Source organism: Chrysosporum bergii ANA360D, from assembly GCF_029891735.1.
Taxonomy (GTDB): Bacteria; Cyanobacteriota; Cyanobacteriia; order Cyanobacteriales; family Nostocaceae; genus Umezakia; species Umezakia bergii.
The window spans coordinates 39,295-64,931 of record NZ_JANQDH010000012.1 but is presented as its reverse complement, the minus strand read 5'-3'; the positions used below and the strand labels follow the sequence as shown (position 1 = coordinate 64,931).

The following is a 25,637-nucleotide window of genomic DNA, read 5'->3' as shown; positions in this document are numbered from 1 at the left end:
AGAAGAGAGCAGAAGGCAATCAACGCCACAAACACTTGCTACCCTACCCTAAGTCATATTTTCGACTCGTGGCTACTAATAACAGTAGTCTGATGTAATTCGTCTCAAGGCGAAAGCGCCCTAAGCGTGACTTCTGGAACTGGTAAGAGTGTTTTTCTCAAGGCGGCTTGCCGGAAACTGGGCAGAGAGAAAAGGTTAATTTTTATTAATATACTAATTTTACTCTTTACTTTTCACAAAAATCACCAGCAAATTTCAGCCAATAGTTACTGTGCTCATGGCACAGAACAGAAGCCGCCAAAGTAGAGTAAATCAACAGTTCCCTTTATAATTGTGCTACTAATGGGGGTAAACCTTTAATCCTCAACTATAGGATCTACCCGCACAATTAGGTGCGGAAAACCCCCCATTGGATTGGAGATTTTGGCTCTTAGATTTTAGATTCTGGACTGGCTCGGTTTTTGATATTGGAGCTTGTCGAATTTTTAGGTTTCGTTCTGGGATTACCTACGGCACTGGCGAAGCCAATCGCGCGTGTAACACAAGCATCTTGCTTGTCACCAATACCGGCTAGAAGCCGGTGCTACCCTGTAACACAAGCATCTTGCTTGTCGGGGAATGAATTCCCCGCCTGAAAGCTAAAGTCGGTTAGAAACCGACTGAATTTTATCTACATAAACAAAAGAATGTAGAATTTAGAATTGCACCAAGCAGTTGTTGATTCTGCGATTACCTACGGCACTGGCGAAGCCAATCGCGATGCGAAACCACTAATCTATGGGTTGATAATCGCCCTCTGGTGTATTGTCATCATCAAAATTTAAGTTGAATTGTGGTGTTGGTGTTTCATTACCTGTAACTTGTTCAACTTGCCCACTATTTTCCTGGTCATCAGATCGATTGTATACATCAGCACCAATAGCAAATAAGGTTTGTTGGAAATCTTCTATACACTGTTGAAACTCTGTGTTAGAAATGGTGGGATTAGCCATTATAGATCGGAGTTTAATCACTTTTTCCTGAGCTAGAGACTTGATTTCCTCACCAATCAAGTTACCATTATCCTTGAGAGTTGCTTTGTATGTGAACAATAAATTATCTGCCTGGTTTTTCAGATCAACCAGTTGTTTGCGTTTTCTATCTTCTTCGGCAAATAGTTCCGCGTCTTGCCGCATCCGTTCTACTTCGTTGGCGTTTAAACCGCCTGTATTAGTAATGCGAATACTCTGCTCTCGACCAGTACCTTTGTCTTGGGCAGCCACTTTAAGGATACCGTTAACGTTGATTTCAAAAGATACTTCTATTTGTGGAATACCACGGGGGGATGGTGGAATACCTGTCAGGAGAAATTTACCCAAACTCTTGTTATCTTTGGCCATAGCCCTTTCCCCCTGGAGGACATGAACTTCCACGGAGGTTTGTCCATCAACTGCAGTGGAAAAAATTTGGGATTTACTGGTGGGAATGGTGGTGTTGCGTTCAATAATTTTGGTAAACACTTCTCCTAAAGTTTCAATTCCCAAAGATAAGGGGGTGACATCCAATAACAGAAGATTATCCACTTCGCCACCTAGTATCCCGGCTTGAATTGCCGCTCCAAGTGCTACTGCTTCATCAGGGTTGATGGAGCGGTCAGGAACTTTACCATGAAAAAATTTCACCAGGGCATTTTGCACTCCGGGAATACGGGTAGAACCACCTACCAAAATAATCCGGTCTATATCCTGTGCTTGGATATCTGCATCTTTAAGAGCTTGAATCATCGGCTCAATGGTGGCTTCAATTAAAAACCCTACCATTTCCTCAAATTGAGCGCGATTCAGTTCCATTTCCAGATGTTTTGGACCTGTGTCATCTGCCGTGATAAATGGCAAGTTAATACAGGTACTAGCCATGTGAGAAAGTTCTATTTTGGCTTTTTCTGCTGCTTCCCGTAAACGTTGTAGTGCCATTTTATCCGCAGCAAGGTCAATGTTCTCTTGTTGCTGGAAACTTTCAATCATCCAGTTAATAATAGATTTATCAAAATCATCCCCCCCCAACTGGTTGTTACCAGATGTTGCTTTAACTTCAAACACTCCACCCCCAAGTTGGAGAATGGAAACATCAAAGGTTCCTCCTCCTAGGTCAAATACTAAAATCAACTGCTCTTGGTCTTGTTTATCTAACCCAAAAGCTAAAGCCGCAGCAGTTGGCTCGTTGATAATACGGAGAACTTCTAGCCCGGCAATAGTACCAGCATCTTTAGTTGCTTGTCTTTGGGCATCTGTGAAATATGCTGGTACGGTAATTACTGCTTGATTTACCTTTTCACCCAAATAAGTTTCTGCATCCTGCTTGAGTTTTTGCAGAACCATGGCGGATATTTCTTGGGGTGTGTAGTTGTGTCCGCGAATTTGGACATCAACCGTGTCGTCTCGTCCTTTGATACAGGTATAAGGTACGCCATTGCGTTCTGTTTCCGTTTCTTCCCAGCGACGACCGATAAATCGCTTGATACTATAGATTGTGTTTTCGGCATTAGTTATGGCTTGGCGTTTTGCCATCTCACCGACTAAGCGAACGTCTCCTTTGCCAAATCCCACAACACTGGGTGTAGTACGTCCTCCTTCAGTGTTGGAAATGACAACAGGTTTACCGCCTTCCAACACTGCGACGCAACTATTAGTAGTGCCTAAGTCAATGCCAATAACTTTTCCCATACTTCCAGCATTTTTACTGATTTATTCTACGCGAATTATTTTGTGTCGAGCGGTGATCCATAAGTGAGGACAAGGCTGAATGCTTGAAGTCTAACTCAAAACTTTGCTATGGTGACTCGGGTTGAGGGTCAGCTGCCATCTCCAGGGGGGGGGCTGCCAAAGTCTCGCCAACTGTTAGCAGCCCTATCCTGAGATTGCGATGCCTATACTTGGAGGAACTACAATTTAACTGTCAGCGGCACCCGACTGATCTTCCTGTGCTGGTGGTGTGTCTTCCTTGGGAGCAGCCACTTTGACCATAGAATGGCGCAGCACGCGATCGCCTATATAATATCCACGTACTAACTCTTCTAACACTGTTCCTTCCGAATGTTCATCCGTAGGTTCCCGCATAACTGCTTCATGAAGGTTGGGATCGAATTGTTGACCTTCTGGACGCATGGGTGATACACCTATTCTTTTCAGGCAGTCCACCAGTTGTTTATAAACCCCTTGATAACTTTTGTGAATTGTCATCTCGCCGTCGGTTTGTGGTTTGAGGTGGGATCTGGCACGCTCAAAATTATCGACTACGGGTAGCAACTCCAAAATTGTATTGCGCTTCACTTGCAATTCCAGGTCTTCTTTTTCTTTGCTGGTGCGTTTACGGTAATTCTCAAAATCTGCCGCAATTCTCATGTACTGAGTGCTGCGTTCTTCTAGTTGCCCTTTGAGGGACTCAATTTGTTGATTTAAGTCTGCCAAAACAGCCGTTTCTACTTCAGTTTTTTCCGTTGCAGCTACACCATCTTTTGTAATTACAGTATCAACAGATACTTCAGTTGCGTCGGTTACTTGTTCAGTAACCTCGCTGCCGGATTCGTTGGAGTTGATTTGGGCTGGGGAGTCACTCTTCATTGCTTGATTTACCTCTGTTGGTTCACCCAATTGGCTTATATTGTTTACTTGTTTATTTTCGTCGATCATCGTCTATTTGTCGCAGATTGTTTTTATGGCACTTTTCACCACAGCTGACAACTGAGGCTGATTTTTTGCCGACATTTTCATAGAAGTGATGTCACCGTTTTTTATTGTGACAAATTGTGAACATCTTAGCTTAGACACCCAGGGGATGGTAAAGGAGAAAATAAGTCTTGTGGCAGGGTTGTCATTTTACATCACACACATCATATTAATAGTCTTAGCTACTGATCACTAGCGCGGAAAACCGACAGAAAAAGTAGGGAACTGCCTGAGAAAAAGGAATGGAAAGAAATAAGCAAGAATTTTAACCTAAATTTACTCAGTGTAAATGAGAATTATGGCATCAGGCAGGGAATAATATAGTTAGAGTTTTTCCCTACTCAAATTTACTCACCTATGACCTACTCGTCACCACAACGGCGTAGTACCGCTCTCACCACCAGAACGGAATTTTCGCCTTTCGGCAATAAACTCATACAATCTGGGTATGTCAACACGGAACAGATGAGGCAGGCACTCATTGACAGTCGCAAGTCTCGCCGACCCCTAACAGAAGTATTGGAGTCAATTACCGGACAAAAACTATCGCCTGATCTGCTCAGACAATACAAAAAACAACAGCTGTTTGAACTGAAAATACTCTACGGTGTTGAGTTCGTTGATCCGGAGGTCAACGACACGGGTAACAACAGTGTGGTTGAACTGATTGAAACCTTGATCCCCACAGAAATGTGTCGTCGCCATCGCCTGCTACCACTGTTGAAAAAAAACGACCAACAACCACCCTCTGTGTTGGTAGCCATGGTGGATCCCAGCAATTTAGAAGCTTCTGATGAACTCAACCGCATTTTGCGCTCCCAAGGTTTGGCATTACAGCGTATGGTAATTACTGAGGAAGATTACCAGCAGCTAATTAATAAATATCTGGATGATTTAGCTTTACGGCAAAAGCACCTGGAACAAGCAAAATCTACAGATATTAATCAAGATTTAGAAAATCTCAATAATCTCGACCTGGACAGTAGTCCGGAGGAGAAAGATACTGACCTAGGGGCAGCAATGAAGGATGCGGAAGATGCCCCCGTGATTAACCTGGTTAACCGCATCATGGCCAAAGCCTTGCATGAGGGGGTTTCTGATATTCATGTTGAACCACAGGAGGAAAACCTACGCATTCGTTTCCGCAAAGATGGGGTACTACGTGAAGCTTTCGACTCGCTCCCCAAAAAAATTATTCCCGCAGTGACAGCCCGATTTAAGATTATCTCTAATCTAGATATTGCCGAACGACGTTTACCCCAGGATGGTCGCATCCGGCGCATATTCGAGGGGCGTAAGGTGGATTTCCGGGTGAATACTTTGCCTAGTCGCTACGGAGAAAAAATAGTACTACGAATTTTGGATAATTCTGCCACCCAGTTGGGATTAAATAAGTTAATTACCGATCCCGAAACTTTACAAATCGTCCAAGAAATGGTAAGTCGTCCTTTTGGATTGATTCTGGTGACGGGCCCCACTGGTTCTGGTAAAACTACCTCTCTATATTCAGCATTAGCAGAAAAAAACTCACCGGGCATTAATATTAGTACAGTAGAAGACCCCATTGAGTACAGCTTGCCAGGCATTACTCAAGTACAAGTAATTCGGGAAAAAGGGTTAGATTTTGCCACCGCTTTACGGGCGTTTTTGCGGCAAGACCCGGATGTATTGTTAGTAGGTGAAACACGAGATAAAGAAACAGCCAAAACTGCCATAGAAGCTGCCTTAACTGGTCACTTGGTATTAACTACTTTACACACTAACGATGCCCCCGGTGCGATCGCTCGTCTGGGAGAAATGGGGATAGAGCCTTTCATGGTTTCTAGTTCCCTCATTGGTGTTTTAGCTCAACGTTTAATGAGGCGTGTATGTTCTGAGTGTCGTATTCCTTACACCCCCACCACTCAAGAACTGGCCCGCTATGGCCTCTCAGCTTCCCAAGATGTGAGCGTAACTTTTTACAAAGCCAACACGTTAACATTAGAGGAAATTAACACAGCAACAGCCAAAAGTCAGCCAATTTGTTCAACTTGTAATGGCTCTGGCTACAAAGGACGTTGTGGTGTTTATGAAGTGATGCGAATTACTGAAACCCTGCAAACACTGATCAACGAAGAAGCACCAACAGAACGCATTAAAGAAGTGGCTGTTGAAGAAGGGATGAAAACCTTGTTAGCTTATAGTTTGAACTTGGTGCGCCAAGGTATCAGCACCCTAGAAGAAGTAGAACGGGTGACTTTTACTGATACCGGCTTAGAAGCAGAATTAAAAGCCAAACGCAAAAGCGGTCTTACTTGTCGTACTTGTCGCGCTCAATTACAGCCAGAATGGCTGGATTGTCCATATTGTATGACTCCTCGTTTTCAGGATTAGTCAGACAATTTAGTATTTTAATTAGGGATTTTGAATTAAAAAGAGAGGTCAAAAAACTATGGAACTGATGATTGAAGACTTGATGGAACAAATGATTGAAATGGGTGGTTCAGATATGCACTTATCTGCTGGTTTGCCTCCTTACTTTCGTATTAGCGGCAAACTTACCCCCATAGGTGACGAACCATTGACAGCAGATCAATGTCAAAGGTTAATTTTTAGTATGCTCAATAACACCCAGCGAAAAACCTTAGAACAAACTTGGGAATTAGATTGTTCTTATGGTGTCAAGGGTTTAGCTCGTTTCCGGGTGAATGTTTATAAAGAACGTGGTGCTTATGCTGCTTGTTTACGGGCTTTGAGTTCAAAAATTCCTAACTTTGAAAAATTAGGTTTACCTGATGTAGTGCGGGAAATGTCAGAAAAGCCCAGGGGATTAATTTTGGTGACTGGTCCCACAGGTTCGGGAAAAACAACCACCCTAGCGGCAATGATTGACTTAATTAACCGCACGAAAGCCGAGCATATTCTTACAGTGGAAGATCCCATTGAATTTGTTTATCAACCAGTTAAAAGCTTAATCCACCAACGACAACTAAATGAAGACACTAAGAGTTTTTCTAATGCTTTAAAAGCAGCCCTACGGGAAGACCCAGATATTATTCTGGTGGGGGAAATGCGTGATTTAGAAACTATTTCTTTGGCAATTTCGGCAGCGGAAACAGGACACTTGGTGTTTGGAACTTTGCACACTAGTTCAGCAGCCCAGACGGTTGACCGGATTATTGATGTATTTCCCCATGAGAAACAAACTCAAGTACGGGTGCAGTTATCTAACTCTTTAGTAGCAGTATTTAGCCAAACTTTAGTAGCCAAGAAAAACCCTAAGCCGGGTGAATTTGGTCGGGTAATGGCTCAAGAAATTCTCATCGTTACTCCTGCTATTTCTAACTTAATTCGAGAAGGTAAAACATCACAAATCTACTCAGCTATCCAAACTGGCGGTAAGTTGGGGATGCAAACTTTGGAAAAAGTTTTAGCTGATTTATACAAGGCTGGAACTATTTCTTTTGAAGCGGCAATGTCTAAAACTTCTAAGCCAGATGAAGTTCAACGTCTTGTTGCTGGTACTACACCTGGTGCTGTAAAAGCACGTTAAATTTTTCCTTGGTAATAATCTAATTTGGAATTATTTAATTTATGCCAACCTATGTCGCCCGTGTTCGGGATAGTCAAGGACAATCCCGACAGGAAAAAATAGTTGCTGAATCTTTGTCAGCAGCCCGGACTTCTCTCAGAAGGCAGGGCTTTGTTATCCAAGATTTAAAGCAGTCTCAGAGTTTTACTGGCTTTGATTTGAAGAAAATTGAGCTGGCTTTGACTAGCGTGAGTGTTAAGGATAAGGCTGTCTTTTCTCGTCAGTTTGCAGCTTTGATCAATGCGGGTGTGGCAATTGTGAGAAGTTTAGGGGTACTTGCTGAACAGTGTAGCAACCCTAAGTTAAAACAGGCACTTATTGAGATAAGTAATGATGTGCAGAATGGGATGAATCTTTCTGATTCTATGCGGAAACATCCTGCTTGCTTTGATGGTTTGTATGTGAGTATGATTCAAGCGGGTGAAGTGGGGGGTGTTTTGGATGAGGTGCTGGATCGTTTGGCTAAATTATTAGAAGATGTGGCACGCTTGCAAAACCAAATTAAGTCGGCTTTATCTTACCCGATGGTGGTTGGTTTTTTAGCTACGGCTATTTTTGTGGGGATGACTGTGTTTTTGATTCCCATTTTTGCCAACATTTTTACAGACATAGGTACAGAATTACCACCACTGACCCAATTTCTGATGGCCTGCAGTCAAATATTGAGAAGTTTGTGGTCTTTAGTTCTGGTTGGTGCTTTTGTGGTTTTGAATATTGCCTATCAGCAATATTACAAAACTCCGGTTGGGCGCATCACTATTGACCGTCTGGCTCTAAAAATGCCTTTATTTGGTGACTTAATTCAAAAGTCATCGGTTGCACGCTTTAGCCGGACTTTTGGCGCTCTGACCCGTTCAGGTGTGCCAATTCTTACTTGCTTGGAAATTGTCCGGGATACTTCAGGAAACCAGGTGGTGGCTAATGCTATTGATGCAGCTAAGACGGACATTCAACAAGGGGGTGTGATTAGCTTGGCTTTGCAAAAGGAAAATGTGTTTCCAGCTATGGCTATTCAGATGATTAGCATTGGTGAGGAAACTGGAGAACTAGATGCTATGTTAATGAAAGTGGCAGATTTTTATGAAGATGAGGTGGAACAAACTGTTAAGGGTTTAACTAGTATTTTAGAACCTTTAATGATTGTGGTTTTGGGTGGTATGGTGGGTACAATTTTGCTGGCTATGTATTTGCCTATGTTTAAGGTGTTTGAAACTCTGGGCTAGGTGATGTTTTTTGCTGGTTGATGAGTTGGGAATGAATACTTTTTCTTCCTGACTGTAAAAGTTGATGATGTAATTAATCATGCCTGTAAAAAAATCTGACTATGAGGCGAGTTTGGCGGAGTATAGCAATAATTTGGCGGCGATCGCTTTACTTAAGCAACACCGACCATACTTGGAAATGATTCCTAGTTTGCGTCGTCCAGATGAGAGTATTATTACTATCCCCTTGCCTGTTGTTCGCTTGCGTGCCACTAGGACAACGGATACACAAATAACTGGTTTACCTTGTGATATTGCAGTTATTATGTGTGATCCAGAGTGGAAAGTAAAAACAGGAGTGGAAATTTTACTTTTCATTCATCGCCCCCAGGAGGATTTTTCTGATTTATTAGGGCGTTGGCGCAAATCTCAAGTTTTGCTGGATCAGGATTATGAATGGCTGATGCCTTTACGCCATCGCCATATTTTTAGTGACGGGGCAAATACTGTATATCCTTTATTTGTGATTTTTAGTGAAACTTCGGAACGTATTAAAAAGGGTCTAGTGGGGGCAGATTTGCCTTTTATTATGCAAACTCCTTCTTTTTTATCACCAGAGGAAATTTCAGAGGGGCTAAAGATTAGCCCCTGATAGGTCTGTTTGTTTATTGGACAAATTGGGGCATAATTTCAGCTGCGGTGAAGATGCCATAAATACCGCGCTGGTGTAGGTGTTTTCCGGCTTTGAGATAACCAAAGGCGGGACCACAAACATTGGCAGCCATGCTGGTTTCATCTCCTAGTGTGAAGGTATGGGTGGAAATTTTACCTTCAAAGGTGCGTCCTGTAACCTTAACGTTGGTGCTGAGGGGTTTTTTGGGGTTGCGGGTATCTACTACTCCCCCAACTGTAACGCGATCGCGGGAACAAATGCCGGCAAGTTCCAGCATCACATCATCAGCGTGTTCCATATTTTCTAAGGTCAGCACGCCATTAGTTTTGTCCAGTATTGCTTCTACTTCTGCATCAGTCATGGCTCTGGCTGTTTCCACACTATAACCGGGCATATGTCCAATGTCTTCCCGCACTGTGGCCCGGTAGGCTTCCCAGTTGGCAATACCCACACCAAAGATAATTTCTACTCGGTGAATTTCTGCATAACTTTGGGCGGCTAATGCTGCTGCTGCTGTTAATAGTCCCGGTGTGGCTCCACATCCAGTCATATAAGTAATTCCCGCAGCTTCTAGTGCTGCTTTCATTAATAACAGGTGTTCTACTGCACTAGTACGCTTGATGGCATCTACTAGCACTCCGCGCCAACCGGATTTGATAATTTCCTGGGTGACTGAGGGGATAAAATCATTGGGTAAGTTGGGTAATGCTAAGAAATACCCATCCACAGGCTGTGTGGTGGCTATTAAATCTTGAATACTGTGATTACTTAATGTGCCAAATGGTTCTAAATAACCCACAGAACCTTGTTTTTGGTAGGTTTTAATGCAGTCTTGAGTATTTAAACCTTCTGTGGAGTAGGCGTAGCCTTTTTGGTCGGCTGCTGCAACTAAGATCATTTCCCGTTTCCCGGCTAGTATTTTAGCTGCTGCTTGTCCCAGTCCACCAAAACCCAGGACTCCCACGCGGATGGGTTGGTGTGTTGCTTGTGTATTCATAGTCAATTACTCCGGTTGTGTTAATAACTATAAAGGTTAATTATGCTCCATAATCTTTAATTAATTAATGTTTTTGTTGAGATGACAATGATTATGCAGCTTAACCGTTTGACAAAAAGCGTTATTATCCTGAATATAAGTTATTTCTGGCTGTGAGTGAAAGTACTTATAAAACATTTTTTGAAGAGGAGGCTGTGAAGTTGTCACCCCTTCTGATAAATTGGTTAGTCTTACTTGAGATAGATTGATAGTGAATATAATTATTATTTAATAATCACAATCAGATAATATAGCCTTTCTCATGATGATGGTGAAGTACATCCGTAGGGAAGATGCCCGCTCTACAAGATTTATGTCATTTATATTTTTATCTCACTAAGCGTGAAAACCGCTATAGGTTTGGTAAAAAAAAACTGGCAGATACAGCATCATTCCAGGAATGAAATTTAATGACTACAGTTTATATTGAAACTAATTTTTTCACTAATTTTGCTAAAGATAAAGAGCAAGAACCTCAAAAATTAGTGAAGTATCTAAATAAGGTAACTTTATTCAATCAAATTGTTTCCCCGGCAATTTGTTTGATGAAATCTCTTTCTATACTAGAAGATGAACGTAATTATAATACTTTTAAACTGCGCCTAGCGGAAGAAATAAGTGAAGTTAAAGTAGATATCAACTCTAACTACTCCAAGCAAGTAATTAAAAGCTATCTAGAACAATTAACAATTCAAAACAACACCCGGATTAATGATATTAGTATTCGCCTCTTTGAAGTGATCAAGTGGGCAGCCATAAATGTAGAGTTAATAAATCTAAAACCATCTATACTTATTAGTAGTGTTAATCAAGAATTTATTCCTGAACCAACGGATAATTTAATTCTCCATTGTATTCTGGATCATGCTAAAACTTGTTCAGATGACCAAAAAATTCTTTTAACTGGAAACTATCAAGATTTTGGGACAAAAGAAATAAGGCAAATATTGGGTGCTGTCGGCATAAAAAAATATGTCAGTACCAGCAAAGACTTTTTTGGTTGGTTAGAGTCAATGTAGCTAATTTGCCCAACCAATAATTAGGGCTTGCTGCGATATGTACATCTAAATACACTAGCCACAAGTGTCATCAGTACCATTACACTTATCTATGGTAATGCTAAAGTTTAGCAATAAATTTTATATTTTTGTGAAGCAATCAACGGAGTATACTACTGCAAATGCTGATTTTGACGGCTTTTGGGCTAATTCATAGAGAAAGAATGTCAGCTTGACTAATTATTGAGGTTAAGAGAAACTAATTTATGACTGATGTATGTGCTTATAATAATAATAAATTTTGTAAAGATTCTGAGATATCTTGAATTTACCCTAGTTGGCCAAAAGCATGGAAACATTAGAGTTCATCATCTATCCAGACGGTCGAGTACAAGAAAAAGTCACTGGCATTATGGGCAATTCTTGCGCTGAAGTCACAGCAGCAATAGAGGCACAGCTGGGGCAAGTACTTAGTCACGAGCCAACCTCAGAATTTTTTGCTACTCAGATACAGCAATCTGCTGTGGCGAATACACAAGCCACATACAGCGATTGGTAAGTTTCCTCAAAACTCTACTGTGATTTATTGTCATTTATTTAACAACTGCCATGTCACACTTTAGCCAAATTAAGACTCAAATCCGTAACCTTGACTCTCTCAAAGATGCTCTCAGCGAATTGGGGATCAACTGGAAACCAGGCCCCGGCGAAGTACGCGGCTATCGGGGTCAAACCTATCCGGCGGAAGTAACCATTGAACAGGAAAATGGCTATGACATCGGCTTCAGATGGAATGGCAAAGAATATGAATTAGTAGCCGACTTACAATATTGGCAACAAGGCTTGTCTGTGGATGGATTCTTACGTCAAGTAACTCAACGCTACGCTTATCAATCAGTTGTTAAAGAAACCACCCGCGCAGGCTTTCAAGTTACTGAAGAACAAAAAAATCAAGATGGCTCAATTCGCTTAGTAGTACAACGCTGGAGTGCCTAATGGCTGATTTTGTCCCGTCCTCAGAACCAAAAGACAACCGTTCCGGTTTGGAACCAGAGTTAGGGGGTTTCTTACGCCACCAACCAGAACGCTCTGGTTTAGAGCCAGAACTGGGTGGTACTGAGCGACAAAAGGGCGTTTACGTTGACGAAATTACTTGCATTGGCTGCTTACACTGCGCTCATGTGGCGCGTAACACCTTCTATATTGAACCAGACTATGGGCGATCGCGCGTGATTCGCCAAGATGGTGATAGTGAGGATATGATCCAAGAAGCAATTGATACTTGTCCAGTGAATTGTATTCATTGGGTTGATTACACCGAACTAAAAAAGTTAGAAGCAGAGCGCAAATATCAAGTAATACCCATTGCCGGCTATCCAGTAGAACAAGCGGTATCTACTAGCCAAATGCGACGTAAGAAACAAAAGTTCACCAACACAAAACCCCATTAATAATTGAATTGATCATCGAAAACCCCACCAAAGGCGTTATTATATCAGGTGTATGTATTTTTAACACACACCTGATATGTATTTTTATTGATTAAATTTACTAATTATTACCAATAATTAATCTTCAGGGAAGGTTTGAACCTTGCCGTTAGGACTAAGAAGCACCCGAATACTGAAATTTTGCCCATTGGCACTGGCAGAAACAAAAGGTTGACCAATTTTAGGCATTCCGCTACTGTCGATAAATTCTCTTGCTGCCTTATTGATAGGATAAATTTTTTCTATCTTACCATCAACATCCACTTCCAAACTATATTCTAAAGTGTATGTAAACCCAGTAGGGGGCTGCCAGCGCTTGGTGAGGATTTTTTGGGCTTCTGCTACTTGAGATGTCTTTAACACAGTACCACTGGTAGCAACTTGTTGAGATGTTGAGCTAGAATTTACGCTTACTTGCTGTGGTTTAACCAGTGAGTTAGATGGCGAAGGGGTTGGACTAACATTGTTGTTGGTATTATTGGGGGGAAGTGATGAAATATTGACTAATTTGTCTTTGTTAGCAGATAGGCTAGGTGGTAAAGATTGCTTTTGCAGTAGCGCGGTTTCACTCTGGGGGCTGGTGGTTGCAATTGGGGACTCAAATAAAGACAGAGGACTTTGTGCCGATGGGATAGATAGACTAGGGGTAAATTTTGACGGGGGCTGTTTAGAGAAACTGGCTGTAGGAAGTTGAGAATTGGGGCTTAAATTATCTTGGGGTGTGAATACGGGGGAAGGTTCCAGGGTGGGTTTAGCCGCTTCTGGTGGTGATATTGTGGCTATTTGTCCTTGATTTTGTCTATTATTGGCAAGTTGCCAAGTCATTGGTAACAAACCCACACCCAACACCATAACTGCGGCGATGGGGGCCCAAGCAGATAATTTCATAGTCAAATTATTTTCATTTATATTGGGTAAAGCCATGATATCAGCGGAATACTCATCTAAAGCAGTTGCTAGGTCGAATAATTGCAGCAAACTTAGTTTAATTACAGAACCAGATGTGGGATTAGCCAGGGAACCTAGAAACAGATTATGAGTTAAATAGTTTCCTGGTTCTAAGTAGATTTTTTTCGCTGATGTTGGAGAAGTAAAAGATTTGTAAGTATTACTGTTGAGGAGTGAAGATTGGTTAAACCCTATCAACTGGGGCTGATGGCATGGTTGACTAGAATCCTGGGGTTGGGTGAGATTTAGCCAAAAATTATCAGGGGGTTGCTGTATGAAGTCTTGGACATAGCTGTAGACAACATCACACAAAATTTCTAGTTGATCGCGATCGCCCTGAATAAAGATTTTACCTTCCTCTGGTGGTTGGGGAGCATCAAAATACAGTTCAAAGGTGAGCTGCTTAATCACTGTTTTTCCCATCAAACGAGATAGGGGTGAACTTTGCCCTAATATTTCCAGAGTACAGGTGGGGGGTGTGTAGCGTCTAATGACTGAATTTAATCGTGACATGGCAGAAACGGCGAGGGAGAGGATGATCTAAAATTTGGCAGAACTGTCTATGAGTGCTAGCCATAATCGGCGGTGTCCACCATTAGCACTATAAAACAGTAAATCTACCAACAGTTTTAGTGCCAAATGGGTCAGCATATCTGTGGTTATTTGCTCGTTTTCTTCCATCCGTTCTTGGTAGGTATTACAGAAAGCATCAATGTAGTCTCCTAGTAAAGCAGCTTGATGAGGTTCCCGCTTGTTTTCCGCCATTTGTTCTAATAGACCAACAGCACGGCGAATCAATTCTTGGTACTGTTTGGCGAGGTAGCAAGTAATCAGAACCAGCGATCGCGCTTCTTCTACATCCAGCTTTTTCCGCCCACCTTGACCTTTGCGTAAGGGGTTAGACTGACGCAATCGCCATAAAGCTACCCGGTCTGGCACTCTTGATTCTAAATTGAGATTAATGGCCGCAGATAGCATAGCCTCGGAACCAATACAAGTTAAAGTTTCTAGGGCTAACATCACCAAGTCCAACTGGGTTTTAATGTTGTCCCATTGAAGTATGTTTGGGGCTGGAAGCTTAGTTAAATCAGCCCATTGGGGATTTGGCGTAGCTGAATCGGCGGCCGAGTGCATAACTTTTAGCATAGGTGATCGGGCGTGTGGAGGCTATTGCTGTTACCCTTTTTGAAACCAGACTCTTCAATAATAGAACAGGGAACGGGGAACAGTCCAAAATCCTACAACCCTTTAATATGAGCAATGGTGACACCGCTACCGCCATCAGCTTGTTCTGCGGGTTCACAGTGGCTAACTCTGGGGTGCTGGTGTAAAAAAGTGTGAACTCCTTGGCGCAGTTTGCCGGTTCCATGTCCGTGAATAATCCATAATGGGCCGGTGGCTTGGGAAATTACCTGGTCTAAAATAATTTCTGCATCAGCTACCCGTTTACCGCGTAAATCTACTGTGTTGCGGGAGGTGCGAAGTTTGGGGGCGCTTTGTTCCGGTTGAGTCACAGGGGCTGGGGCTGGCTTTGTTTTAACTACTGGTTCGGGTTTTTGACCATCTAAAGATTCAATATCTTCTAGCTTGACTGTCATTTTCATCATGCCGAAGCGGACGCTAAATTCACCATCGCCATCAGGGGCTGTTAAAACCTCTGCTGTTTGCCCAAACTGGGAAATCCGCACGCGATCGCCAACTTTAGGCATAAACTGCACTTTGGCTTTGGGCGGGGCTGGGGGCTGATATTTTTGAGCAATTTTATTTAACGCTTCTGTTGCTTGTTGGGCATCTTGGGCTTTGGCTTGACCTTGTTGCAAACGGCGAATTACTTGGGCGATTTCGGACTTAGCTTGGGTAATGGCTTGTTGTACTGCCATTTCTTGGTCAAGGCGTAGAGCTTTTTCCCGTTCTTGCAAGGCTTGAGATTTTGCCGACACTTCTTTGTACAAGCGTTCTGCTTGCTGTAATAAACTTTGAGCTTCTGCAGCTTTAGTTTCTTGGCGGCGACGTTGGGCTTCTAACCCAGCAATTACTTGATTAACTTCGTCTGTTCCCCCTCCCACTTGAGTTTTTGCCTGTTCTATCACTTCTGGTTTTAACCCCAAGCGCTGGGCAATTGTCAAGGCGTTAGAACGTCCAGGAATGCCCCACAATAAGCGATAGGTAGGTGAGAGTGTTGTTTCATCAAATTCCACTGAAGCATTTTCAAATCGCTCATCTTCATATTTGAGGGCTTTTAATTCACCAAAGTGAGTGGTGGCGATGGTTAGCTGGGCATGATCAGCCAGATATTTTAGTAAAGCGATGGCTAATGCACTTCCTTCTGCTGGATCGGTTCCTGCACCTACTTCATCGAGTAATACTAGGGATGAAGCATTGTTAATCTGTTCATCAGTGGCCAAAGCGTCTAAAATTCGACTAATCCGGCGGATGTGTCCAGAAAATGTAGATAAGCTTTGCTGTAATGATTGTTCATCGCCAATATCAGCTAACACTTGGTGAAACCAAGGTATTTCTACTGGTTCCCGGGCGGGGACAAATAAACCTACTTTAGCCATCAATACCGCCAAAGCCAGGGTTTTTAAGGTGACTGTTTTTCCTCCTGTATTGGGTCCGGTAATGGTTACTATGCGAATATGGGGACTGATGAGCAAGTCCACGGGAACCACAGCTTGGCCGTGTTCGTGTTGTTGTTGCCACACTAACAAAGGATGGCGTAATTGTCTCAGGGTAATGATGTCATTATCTTGCCGGTTAATAAATCTGGGGGGGTTGGCTCCCAACCAAAAACTATACCTAGCTCTAGCGGTGGCTAAATCCAAGGTGGTGACAATTGCTAATAAGCGTTCTAAGTCTGGTTTGACTGCTGCTATTTGCTGTGTGAGTTGGCGACGAATCGCTTCTGCTTCTGTTTGTTCTCTTCTCACAGTTTGGCGCAGTTGATTACCTAAAGTGACTATAGAATTAGGTTCTATGTATAGAGTGGCTCCACTGGTGGAAGTATCATGAACAATGCCGGGGATAGCGTCTTTTTGGGGTGCTTTCACCGGGATGACATAGCGATCGCCCCGTTGGGTAATTAGCTGTTCTTGAACCGCACCGGATTTAGCCTGTAAAATATTTTGCAGTTTTTGGGTAATTTGAGTGCGTAGTTTACGTAATTCTGTGCGAATTTCTCCCATTTTTTGGCTGGCGCGGTCTGTGACTTGTGCCCGTTCATCAATACATCGGTGTATTTCTTGCTCTAATTCGGGATAAGTCCGCAAATCTGCGACTAAGTGAGAAAGTACAGTTAGGTTTTGCTGTCCGTCAATAACACGACGTAAATTTCTGGCACCAGCCAAAGTCGTGGCGATGGCTAACAGTTCATCTCCTGCTAAAGTGCCGCTAAGTTCTGCCCGTTCTAGAGAATCCCCAATATCTTTAATCCCGTCAAAGGATAATCCAGTTGTTAAGTGAGTTTCCAACTGGTATACTTCTCTGGTTTGGGCTAATAACTGCTGACTGGCTGCCAGAGATGTGGGTGTTTGTAGATGAAGTGAAGCGATCGCCCCTAGCTTGGTTGCCGCAAATGTGGAAAGATGCTGGCAGAGGCGATGCCATTCGAGTAGTTCTAAAGTTTCAGATTGGATCAAGGCTTCAATGTCTAATCTGAACTAATTGTAACAATTCCAGTGGCTGAAAGGTAAAAACCTGAAGGGTAAATTTTCCTGGTTTCCCATACAATCTATCTGGGATTATTCTGGGATCATTTGTAAGCAGCAAAAAAACTGCTCCAAACATCTTCACAATTTGATACCCTAGCTTAAACAGATTTGAGAAAAGTTAAAGCGTGGACATTCAACTTGGTCGGGGAAAGAAAGCTCGTCGAGCTTATGGAATTGATGAAATTGCTCTAGTCCCTGGTAATAGAACACTCGATCCGAGTCTAGCAGAGACTAAGTGGATTATTGGCAATATTGAGCGAGAAATCCCGATTATTGCCAGTGCAATGGATGGCGTAGTCGATGTGAAGATGGCCGTACATTTGTCACGGTTGGGAGCATTGGGAGTGATCAACTTAGAGGGTATCCAAACTCGCTATGCTGACCCAGAGCCGATTTTAGATCGCATTGCCTCTGTGGGCAAAGGTGAGTTTGTGTCCTTGATGCAGGAACTATATGCCGAACCGATAAAACCAGAATTAATCACCAAGCGCATTGAGGAAATTAAACAGCAGGGCGGTATAGCAGCTGTGAGTGCTACTCCAGCAGCAGCCAGTAAGTATGGTGAAGTGGTGGCCAAAGCTGGGGCAGATTTATTTTTTGTCCAAGCTACGGTAGTTTCTACGGCACATTTATCCCCAGAATCTATAGTTCCCCTGAATTTAGGGGAATTTTGCCGTTCTATGCCCATACCTGTGGCGCTGGGCAATTGCGTAACCTATGAAGTGACTTTGAATTTGTTGCAAGCTGGGGCGGCTGCGGTATTAGTGGGAATTGGCCCTGGTGCGGCTTGTACCTCTCGCGGGGTGTTGGGGGTGGGTGTACCCCAAGCAACGGCGATCGCTGATTGTGCCGCAGCCAGAGATGATTATTATCAAGAAACTGGGAACTATATTCCCATCATTGCCGATGGTGGTTTAATCACTGGTGGCGACATTTGTAAATGTATCGCCTGCGGTGCCGATGCTGTGATGATTGGTTCTCCCTTTGCTAGAGCGGCTGAAGCGCCGGGCAGGGGCTATCATTGGGGAATGGCAACACCTAGCCCTGTACTGCCCCGTGGCACACGCATTAACGTTGGTACAACTGGCAGCTTAGAGCAAATCCTTATTGGTCCTGCTGGACTAGATGATGGTACTCATAATCTTGTGGGAGCCTTAAAAACTAGCATGGGTACATTAGGAGCCAAAAATATCAAAGAAATGCAGCAAGTTGAAGTGGTAATTGCTCCTTCCCTACTAACTGAAGGTAAAGTGTACCAAAAAGCCCAACAATTAGGCATGGGTAAATAAAAAAATCGGCAATAGGCAGTAGGGCATTATTCTAGATTCCAGAAATATTTTTCTCCAGACTCCCAAACAATCTCTGGAAAAATTAGATATCTAACCTACAATAGAGATAGCGGAGACGCATGTTTCCGTTCACTCCTCACACCACACTCCGCCCGGACTACTGTTCGGGCGGTTCCTTATGTTGGTACATAATTTCTTTATTTTCGTTGCAAATGTACATTCTTGACTTATGGGCTGCTGTTTTTGCTATGGTAGAATTTTCACCAAATTAACCAAATATAATTGGCAAAGGTTTTTAGGGATGTCAGCAGCAGCACAAGTTACGGATCAAAGTTTTAAGCAAGAAGTACTCGAAAGCGATGTACCAGTTTTAGTTGACTTCTGGGCACCTTGGTGTGGTCCTTGCCGCATGGTAGCTCCGGTTGTGGAAGAAATAGCCGCACAGTATGAACATCAACTCAAAGTTGTCAAAATTAACACCGACGAAAATCCTCAAGTGGCCAGTACTTACGGTATCCGCAGCATCCCCACATTAATGATTTTTAAAGGTGGGGAAAAAGTTGATATGGTTGTCGGTGCAGTGCCTAAATCCACATTAATAAACACTTTGGACAAATATATTACACCTCCTAAGTAAATATTTGTAAACAGGTTTTTGAGGCGCGCCAACCCGCGTCTCAACAAAACTTTTTTGTGGTGGTTATCATCACCAACCACAAAATATCACACAGCAATTACTTGCAGCAGTTGACAACTGCACTCCAAAATCTGGTAAAATGTAATGCCATTATAGCGACAGTTCTCATGACCTCATCTGAGCCATTTGACACATCAGAGAATCTAAGTGATATAACTAAATTATTTGATCGGTTACCGACATTAAAAAATGGGCATCTGATTCAGCAAGCCCTGGCTACCATAATACGTCTAGCTGATAGCGAAATTGAGCGGCTTGACTGGAAAATCCTGTCTGCTGCTTTAGCAGATATGGAGCGAGGCTTTCAGCTTTTTTATGACTACCGACACGTCCGCAAAGTAACTATTTTTGGTTCTGCTCGTCTATCGCCGACAACACCGGAATATCAGATGGCCCTTCAGTTTGCTCGCACTGTATGTCAGTTGGGATTCATGGTGATGACGGGCGGGGGGGGTGGTATTATGCAGGCTGGTCACGAAGGCGCTGGGCGAGATAATTCCTTTGGCTTGAATATTCAGTTACCCTTTGAACAGCAGGCTAACCCATTTATTGAGGGTGACCCTAAGCTGATTCATTTTAAGTATTTTTTCACCCGGAAACTGTTTCTGCTCAAAGAAAGTGATGCTGTGGCTTTATTTCCTGGAGGTTTTGGGACTCAAGATGAAGCTTTTGAATGTATGACCCTGAGCCAAACGGGTAAATTTGGACCTGTTCCTGTGGTTTTAATTGATCATCCAGGTGGAGATTATTGGCGGTCTTGGAGTAGATATATTGATCAGCAACTGGTGCAGAAAGGTCTGGTCAGTCCTGATGACTCCAGCCTTTACACTGTAACAGATAGCTTGGAAATCGCTTGTGAGGCTATTACTGGTTTTTATCGAGTTTATCATTCTAGTCGCTACGTGGGAGAGCAGTTGGTAATTCGTCTGTCGGCCGATTTATCAGATGATGCGGTGGAAAAGTTAAATGCTAATTTTAGCGACATTTTGGTAAAAGGAAAAATTGAAAAGAGTCAGGCTTTACCCCAAGAAAACCAAGATGAAACGGTAGAACTACCCCGGTTAGTTTTGTATTTTAACCAGCGTGATTTGGGTCGTTTGTATCAAATGATTGCAGCAATTAACCACATGGGGACTCCTTCCCAGGAAGAAAAAGCACATCCAGAAAGAAAGTAACCACTATATTAGTTGATCAATTCTGAGTCGTGTTGCAAAAGCCTGTATATGAACACAGGAAACAGTGAAGGGAGTGAAATATGCTGGAATTATTGGGTTCAGGTTTAATTTCTCTGTGGCTAGAAATGGCTGGTGTAAAAATTAAGCCTGCGATCGCTCTGGAGGTGCTGGGCTGGGAAAATAGCCCTGGCTTGGTTCTAGCACCTGATCCAAATCCCACCGGAAGCACTACAGCAGAAGAATATTTACAAGTACTGATTTCCTCCCAATTAGTGACGGAAAACTTAACCAGTAGTCAGGGAATTTGGATGCAGTCAGGTCCAATATTGATGGCTAATCACCAAGGTACAAAACCTCTACCGGCAGCGTCTTTAACTAAGATTGCCACTTCCTTGGTGGCTTTGAAAAGGTGGGGACCAAACCACCAATTTGAAACTGTGGTCAGCGCTACGGGACCGATAGTGAAGGGGGTATTACAGGGTGATTTGGTGATTACTGGTGGTGGTGATCCTATGTTTGTTTGGGAAGAGGCCATCGCGGTGGGTAATACTTTGAATCAAATGGGGATTAAGCAGGTAAAGGGAAATTTGCTGATCAGCAGTAATTTCGCCATGAATTTTCAACAAAACCCCATATTAGCGGGTGAGATGCTCAAGCAAGCATTAAATCATTCAACTTGGACTCCTGGGGCAAATTATATATATTCAACTATGCCCAAGGGAACAGCGAAACCCCAAGTGGTGATTGCAGGTAATGTGAAATTAGCATCACAAGCCAACCGGGAAAAAAATCTGCTCCTGCGTCGTCGTTCTTTACCTTTGCACCAACTGATTAAGGAAATGAACGTTTTTAGTAATAACGTCATGGCCGAGATGTTGGCGGAATCAGTGGGAGGCGCTGGTGTGGTACAGTCTGAAGCTGCTAAGTTGGCTGGAGTACCAGAGGCGGAAATTCAGTTAATGAATGGTTCAGGATTAGGAGTGGACAATCGTATTTCTCCGAGAGCGGCCTGTGCTATGTTAATGGCTATCCAAAAAGTGGCAGTAGCCCATCAGATGAATGTGGCTGATTTGTTTCCTACTTCAGGTTTTGATCGTCGAGGAACAATGGAAGGGAGAAAAATGCCTTATGCTACTGTAATGAAAACTGGTACTTTGCGGGATGTGAGTGCTTTGGCTGGTGTGATCCCCACCGGCGATCGCGGTTTGGTTTGGTTTACTATTATTAACCGTGGTCCACAAATCTCAGCTTTCCGCGCTAGTCAAGACCAGTTTTTACAAAGTCTAGTCAAAAAGTTAGCAGTTGTTGCCAATATTCCCGCCACCATTACTCCCCATACTCCCAAATATTTTTCACCTCAGTTGGGTGGGGCTAGTCGTAATGAAATTATTGCTCAAAATCCACCGATGACTAATCAACATCTTCAGGAATAATCTCTATTACCACTCTACTACTGGATTGACCACTTTTCACTACAATATCCTGTGTTTGCAAATTACCCAGGGCTGTTTCTCCTGTAAAATTTATGGGGGGGTCGGTTTGACGATAAACCACATTTCCTTGAGCCGCTAACAGTTTTTTGTCTAAATACCAGTTGAGTTGATTAGATTTGAGGGTTTGACTACGCTGACCTGTGGCTTTGACGTTACCTCTGAAAATAACAACTTTTTCCGGTATTTTCAATTCCCCTTGATTGGCGGTTACAGTCACATTTTCAGTTCGTTGGAGTACCGTCACGGGAGAGTTGGTCTCCACTGCTTCTGCTTTCATGTCCCAGGTCATAGAGTTACTAGCTATCTGGGTTGGTGGGTCTACTAAGTCTAGCTGGGCATTTTTTTGGATGGTAGCAGTTTTAGTTTTTAAGTTGATTTTGGCACCATCTCCCCGACCACGGTCAGTAATTTTATTGTTATTGTAGCGATCAATTGCTATGGGGCGATCGCTAATTAATGTTTCTTGTTTAACCAGCCAAGTTAAATTTTCTGTTCGCAGTTGCATTTGGGGATCAACAGATTTGGCGACTACGCCACCAAAAAACTCTATGCGCTGTTCTCTGGTTTTCACTCGTGCTTCTTGGGCGGTTGCGGTTAGTTGTTTATGAGTGCCATTTAATTGGTTACGGACAATTAATAAATTTTGTTTAGGCAGCCATTCTAATTCATTACCTTGTAATATAATCCCATTAATGGGATCTGTTGCCAGTATTTTTCCTTTGAGAAATAGCCTTTCACCATCTTGTTCTATATCTGCTCGGTCTCCTTGTATTTTGTAAATTGGTTTTCCATCTTGATATAGTTCCCCCACAGGGCTTTCCGCTTGACCAATTTGTTTTTCTTTGGTGTATATGGCTTTTTTAGACCGGACTTTCCAAAGTGGTTTTCCTACTTCGTCTGCTTGTTCTAAGGTGACATCAAAAAAGGTCAAATTGCTGTCTTGGCGGGATGAATCAGCATTATTTGATAAAGAAGCAGGGGGGGATTTACCCCCACAAGCCACTAACCCAAGTACCAAGAAAAAAGTTAAAGGCAGGTAAAACAAATTTACTTTCAGTTGTGAAAAATTGAGGGATGAAAATAAAGGGTTTAAAATTTGGTTAATTTGAGCTTTTTTCAGACAATTGAATTGTTTTTTCTGCCTAACTTTGGGAGCTTTCATTAATCTTGGATTTCTAAATGTGGATCAGCTTCTCTAATCTCTTCGAGAAAACCCATGGTAGATAAAGGTCGATATGGATAGCTTTGGCGGGGATTTTTTTGGATGTCTTCTTTGATGGCTTCTAAATCAATATAGCGATCGCTAACATTGATTAAGCTATCACTTGTCATTGAACGTAAACTAATAACTTCTACCCGCACACCACGATAACTGACTGAATTTACCGCATATGCCAAATCCCCATCGCCACTGACTAATACTGCGGTATCATAGGAATCTACTAAAGCCATCATATCTACCGCAATTTCTACATCCAGATTAGCTTTCTTTGATCCGTCTGGTAACTGTACTAAATCCTTAGCAATAACTCGATAGCCATTGCGACGCATCCACAACAAAAAACCTTGTTGCTTTTCGTTGGTACGGTCTACACCAGTATAAAAGAAAGCACGTAACAGTCTAGAACCGCCTGTTAATCGGCACAGTAGCTTAGTGTAGTCAATTTCGATTCCCAGTTGTAACGCAGCATAAAAGAGATTGGAACCATCAATAAATATAGCTACACGACCTCGATTTTCTAAGACTTGTTCCGGCGTAAATATGGAATCACTTTCTAGATTATTCAACATTGTTGTCATACCTCATTATTATTCTCGTTTGTTTGATACTCATTTACCCAACTGATATCTAAGAACGGCTTATGATAATATTTCGGGGCTAATCAGTGAGTTAAGCCCCGATCAGTTTTTTGAGAAAATTAAGAAAATGATGGTAAATTAAGAGGTTAATGGTTTTTTAGAGATTCTATGCGTTTAAACACAGGTTGGGGTTGACCCAATATTTGTTGGTTGGTTAGTAGCCCCCATTGGGAATGGGTAGCAAAAGGGGTAAGGGTTGCAGTTGTGATTTGATCATTAAAGTCAACTCCAAAGCCCAGCTGCTGATAAATAGCACTACTGATATTGGGAATGACCGGGGAGAGAAGATAAGCCGCTAGTCTAACAGATTCTAGAACTGCGTACAGCACTATTTCCACTTCCTGCTGCTTTCCTTGTTTATATAATGTCCAAGGGGCTTGTTCATCAATAAACTTATTGCTGGTTCTTACCAGGACAAGGGTAGCTTCGCAGGCTTGGTTAAAAGCTAACGCCTCATAGGCTTGTTTTACTTTTTCCCCTAGATGTAACCCCATAGCTTTTAAGGGATTTTCGTCGTTAATTGCCTCATTTGCAATTGATAGTCCATGATCAGTACAGTATTTCTTCACCATGTTTAAGGTGCGATTTAGCAAATTACCTAAGTCATTAGCCAAATCTGCATTTAAAACATTAATGAATCTAACTTCATTAAAATCGCCATCCTTACCAAATTCGATTTCCTTAAGGAAGTAATAACGAACTGCATCACTACCATAGCCTTGAACTAGCCCAATAGGATCGAGGGTGTTACCCTGAGATTTACCCATTTTTTGGCCATCTTTAGTTAAAAAACCATGGCCAAATACTTGCTGTGGTAGGGGTAAACCAGCTGACATCAACATAGCTGGCCAATAAACTGCGTGGAATCGTAAGATATCTTTACCAATTAAGTGCAGGTTGATAGGCCACCAATTTTTTAAGGCGTTGGCTAAAGTTGGTTCTGCATCCGGCTCTAGTAACGCCGTAACATAAGCTAGTAAGGCATCAAACCAGACATAAAGGGTATGGTTGGGGTCAACTGGTACTGGAAAACCCCAGTCCACATTTACCCTGGAGATGGAAAAGTCTTGTAAACCTTGACTAACAAAGCTTAAGACTTCATTACGACGACTTTCAGGCTGGATAAAATCTGGTCGAGCTTGGTAAAATTCCTCTAGTTGTGCTTGATAACTAGATAGGCGAAAAAAGTAGTTTTGCTCGTCGCGCCACTCAACTTCCTTGTTAGTATGAATAGGGCAGCGCCTTCCCTCTAGTAGTTCCCGTTCTTCCTTAAATTCTTCACAGGATACGCAGTACCAACCTTTCTGTTGTCCTTGGTAGATGTCGCCTTTTTCCCAAACCCGCTGGAAGAATTCTTTAACGATGGCTTCATGGCGAGGAGCGCTAGTCCGACTAAAGCGATCAAATTGAATATTTAGTAACTGCCATAAGCGGATAAAGCTAGGGACGATTTGATCACAAAACTCTTGTGGGGCTTTCCCTAAACTCTCTGCTGAACGCTGAATTTTCTGCCCGTGTTCATCTGTACCCGTAATTAGCAATACTTTATGCCCTAACAGCCGATGAAACCGCGCCAACACGTCCGCAGCCATAGTTGTATAAGCACTGCCAATGTGAGGAACGTCATTGACATAATAGAGGGGTGTTGTCAATGCAAATGTCTTTTCTGTTTTATTCACTAAATCCATACACAATTTAAAAATAAATTATTAAAATGTTTTGTTTTGTATCTGAACTTTGGCAAAACCAAGCAACTATATAATCATACTCCTAGTTTGACAAACTGTAATT

General features: G+C 42.5%; 21 protein-coding genes. 12 read left to right on the top strand and 9 right to left on the bottom strand.

What is annotated here, in order from left to right; translation table 11 throughout:
- Positions 1–770 precede the first annotated feature (770 nt).
- Together dnaK and grpE are read right to left on the bottom strand one after the other, a co-directional pair.
- A complete protein-coding gene (gene dnaK / locus NWP17_RS01250) occupies positions 771–2,702 on the bottom strand; it encodes a molecular chaperone DnaK (protein WP_280653100.1) in 1,932 nt (643 codons plus the stop codon).
- A 225-nt stretch (positions 2,703–2,927) separates the two neighbouring features.
- Positions 2,928–3,668 carry a nucleotide exchange factor GrpE gene (gene grpE, locus NWP17_RS01245; protein WP_280653099.1) on the bottom strand — a complete coding sequence of 247 codons (741 nt, stop codon included), beginning with the start codon at positions 3,666–3,668 and terminating at the stop codon, positions 2,928–2,930.
- A gap of 393 nt (positions 3,669–4,061) precedes the next feature.
- On the opposite strand from grpE, the gene NWP17_RS01240 reads away from it, so the two are divergent.
- The 4 genes from NWP17_RS01240 to NWP17_RS01225 all read left to right on the top strand — a co-directional run bounded on the left by NWP17_RS01240 (position 4,062) and on the right by NWP17_RS01225 (position 9,129).
- Positions 4,062–6,077, top strand: coding sequence for a GspE/PulE family protein (locus NWP17_RS01240; protein ID WP_280653098.1), 2,016 nt, complete (start codon positions 4,062–4,064; stop codon positions 6,075–6,077).
- Positions 6,078–6,135: 58 nt separating this feature from the next.
- On the top strand, positions 6,136–7,236 hold the full coding sequence (locus tag NWP17_RS01235; RefSeq protein WP_280653097.1) for a type IV pilus twitching motility protein PilT: 1,101 nt from the start codon (positions 6,136–6,138) through the stop codon (positions 7,234–7,236).
- 41 nt (positions 7,237–7,277) lie between these two features.
- Positions 7,278–8,498, top strand: coding sequence for a type II secretion system F family protein (locus NWP17_RS01230; RefSeq protein ID WP_280653096.1), 1,221 nt, complete (start codon positions 7,278–7,280; stop codon positions 8,496–8,498).
- A 79-nt stretch (positions 8,499–8,577) separates the two neighbouring features.
- A complete protein-coding gene (locus NWP17_RS01225) occupies positions 8,578–9,129 on the top strand; it encodes a hypothetical protein (RefSeq protein ID WP_280653095.1) in 552 nt (183 codons plus the stop codon).
- Positions 9,130–9,142: 13 nt separating this feature from the next.
- Here the strand turns inward: NWP17_RS01225 and bioU are convergent, their stop codons facing one another.
- A complete protein-coding gene (bioU, locus tag NWP17_RS01220; RefSeq protein WP_280653094.1) occupies positions 9,143–10,147 on the bottom strand; it encodes a (S)-8-amino-7-oxononanoate synthase BioU in 1,005 nt (334 codons plus the stop codon).
- A gap of 449 nt (positions 10,148–10,596) precedes the next feature.
- On the opposite strand from bioU, the gene NWP17_RS01215 reads away from it, so the two are divergent.
- From NWP17_RS01215 to NWP17_RS01200, 4 genes are all read left to right on the top strand, one after another.
- The gene (locus tag NWP17_RS01215; protein ID WP_280653093.1) at positions 10,597–11,205 is read left to right on the top strand and encodes a PIN domain-containing protein; all 609 of its coding nucleotides are present in this window, start codon (positions 10,597–10,599) and stop codon (positions 11,203–11,205) included.
- Positions 11,206–11,533: 328 nt separating this feature from the next.
- On the top strand, positions 11,534–11,743 hold the full coding sequence (locus NWP17_RS01210) for a DUF2997 domain-containing protein (RefSeq protein ID WP_280653092.1): 210 nt from the start codon (positions 11,534–11,536) through the stop codon (positions 11,741–11,743).
- Between the two features lie 50 nt (positions 11,744–11,793).
- The gene (locus NWP17_RS01205; RefSeq protein WP_280653091.1) at positions 11,794–12,180 is read left to right on the top strand and encodes a DUF1257 domain-containing protein; all 387 of its coding nucleotides are present in this window, start codon (positions 11,794–11,796) and stop codon (positions 12,178–12,180) included.
- Positions 12,180–12,635 carry a ferredoxin gene (locus tag NWP17_RS01200; protein ID WP_280653090.1) on the top strand — a complete coding sequence of 152 codons (456 nt, stop codon included), beginning with the start codon at positions 12,180–12,182 and terminating at the stop codon, positions 12,633–12,635. The genes NWP17_RS01205 and NWP17_RS01200 overlap by 1 nt, the downstream gene beginning before the upstream one ends.
- Positions 12,636–12,752: 117 nt before the next feature.
- On the opposite strand, the gene NWP17_RS01195 is transcribed toward NWP17_RS01200, so the two are convergent.
- The 3 genes from NWP17_RS01195 to NWP17_RS01185 all read right to left on the bottom strand — a co-directional run bounded on the left by NWP17_RS01195 (position 12,753) and on the right by NWP17_RS01185 (position 17,260).
- Positions 12,753–14,135: a DUF4335 domain-containing protein gene (locus tag NWP17_RS01195; RefSeq protein WP_280653089.1), complete on the bottom strand. Its 1,383-nt coding sequence runs from the start codon at positions 14,133–14,135 to the stop codon at positions 12,753–12,755.
- 27 nt (positions 14,136–14,162) lie between these two features.
- Positions 14,163–14,768: a DUF3038 domain-containing protein gene (locus tag NWP17_RS01190; RefSeq protein ID WP_280653088.1), complete on the bottom strand. Its 606-nt coding sequence runs from the start codon at positions 14,766–14,768 to the stop codon at positions 14,163–14,165.
- Positions 14,769–14,860: 92 nt separating this feature from the next.
- Positions 14,861–17,260: an endonuclease MutS2 gene (locus NWP17_RS01185; RefSeq protein ID WP_280653087.1), complete on the bottom strand. Its 2,400-nt coding sequence runs from the start codon at positions 17,258–17,260 to the stop codon at positions 14,861–14,863.
- 197 nt (positions 17,261–17,457) lie between these two features.
- On the opposite strand from NWP17_RS01185, the gene NWP17_RS01180 reads away from it, so the two are divergent.
- The 4 genes from NWP17_RS01180 to NWP17_RS01165 all read left to right on the top strand — a co-directional run bounded on the left by NWP17_RS01180 (position 17,458) and on the right by NWP17_RS01165 (position 21,926).
- Positions 17,458–18,621, top strand: coding sequence for a GuaB3 family IMP dehydrogenase-related protein (locus tag NWP17_RS01180; RefSeq protein ID WP_280653086.1), 1,164 nt, complete (start codon positions 17,458–17,460; stop codon positions 18,619–18,621).
- A gap of 229 nt (positions 18,622–18,850) precedes the next feature.
- Entirely contained in the window at positions 18,851–19,258 is a 408-nt protein-coding gene (gene trxA, locus NWP17_RS01175) for a thioredoxin (RefSeq protein ID WP_280653085.1), read from the top strand.
- 167 nt (positions 19,259–19,425) lie between these two features.
- Entirely contained in the window at positions 19,426–20,493 is a 1,068-nt protein-coding gene (locus NWP17_RS01170) for an LOG family protein (RefSeq protein ID WP_280653084.1), read from the top strand.
- Between the two features lie 80 nt (positions 20,494–20,573).
- Complete coding sequence (locus tag NWP17_RS01165) at positions 20,574–21,926, top strand: D-alanyl-D-alanine carboxypeptidase (protein WP_280653083.1); 1,353 nt, start codon at positions 20,574–20,576, stop codon at positions 21,924–21,926.
- On the opposite strand, the gene lptC is transcribed toward NWP17_RS01165, so the two are convergent.
- The 3 genes from lptC to metG all read right to left on the bottom strand — a co-directional run bounded on the left by lptC (position 21,904) and on the right by metG (position 25,534).
- Complete coding sequence (gene lptC, locus NWP17_RS01160; RefSeq protein WP_425332633.1) at positions 21,904–23,091, bottom strand: LPS export ABC transporter periplasmic protein LptC; 1,188 nt, start codon at positions 23,089–23,091, stop codon at positions 21,904–21,906. The genes NWP17_RS01165 and lptC overlap by 23 nt on opposite strands.
- A gap of 56 nt (positions 23,092–23,147) precedes the next feature.
- Positions 23,148–23,777: a LabA-like NYN domain-containing protein gene (locus NWP17_RS01155; protein WP_280653183.1), complete on the bottom strand. Its 630-nt coding sequence runs from the start codon at positions 23,775–23,777 to the stop codon at positions 23,148–23,150.
- 155 nt (positions 23,778–23,932) lie between these two features.
- Positions 23,933–25,534, bottom strand: a complete 1,602-nt coding sequence (gene metG / locus NWP17_RS01150) for a methionine--tRNA ligase (protein ID WP_280653081.1) — start codon at positions 25,532–25,534, stop codon at positions 23,933–23,935.
- Positions 25,535–25,637: the final 103 nt, after the last annotated feature.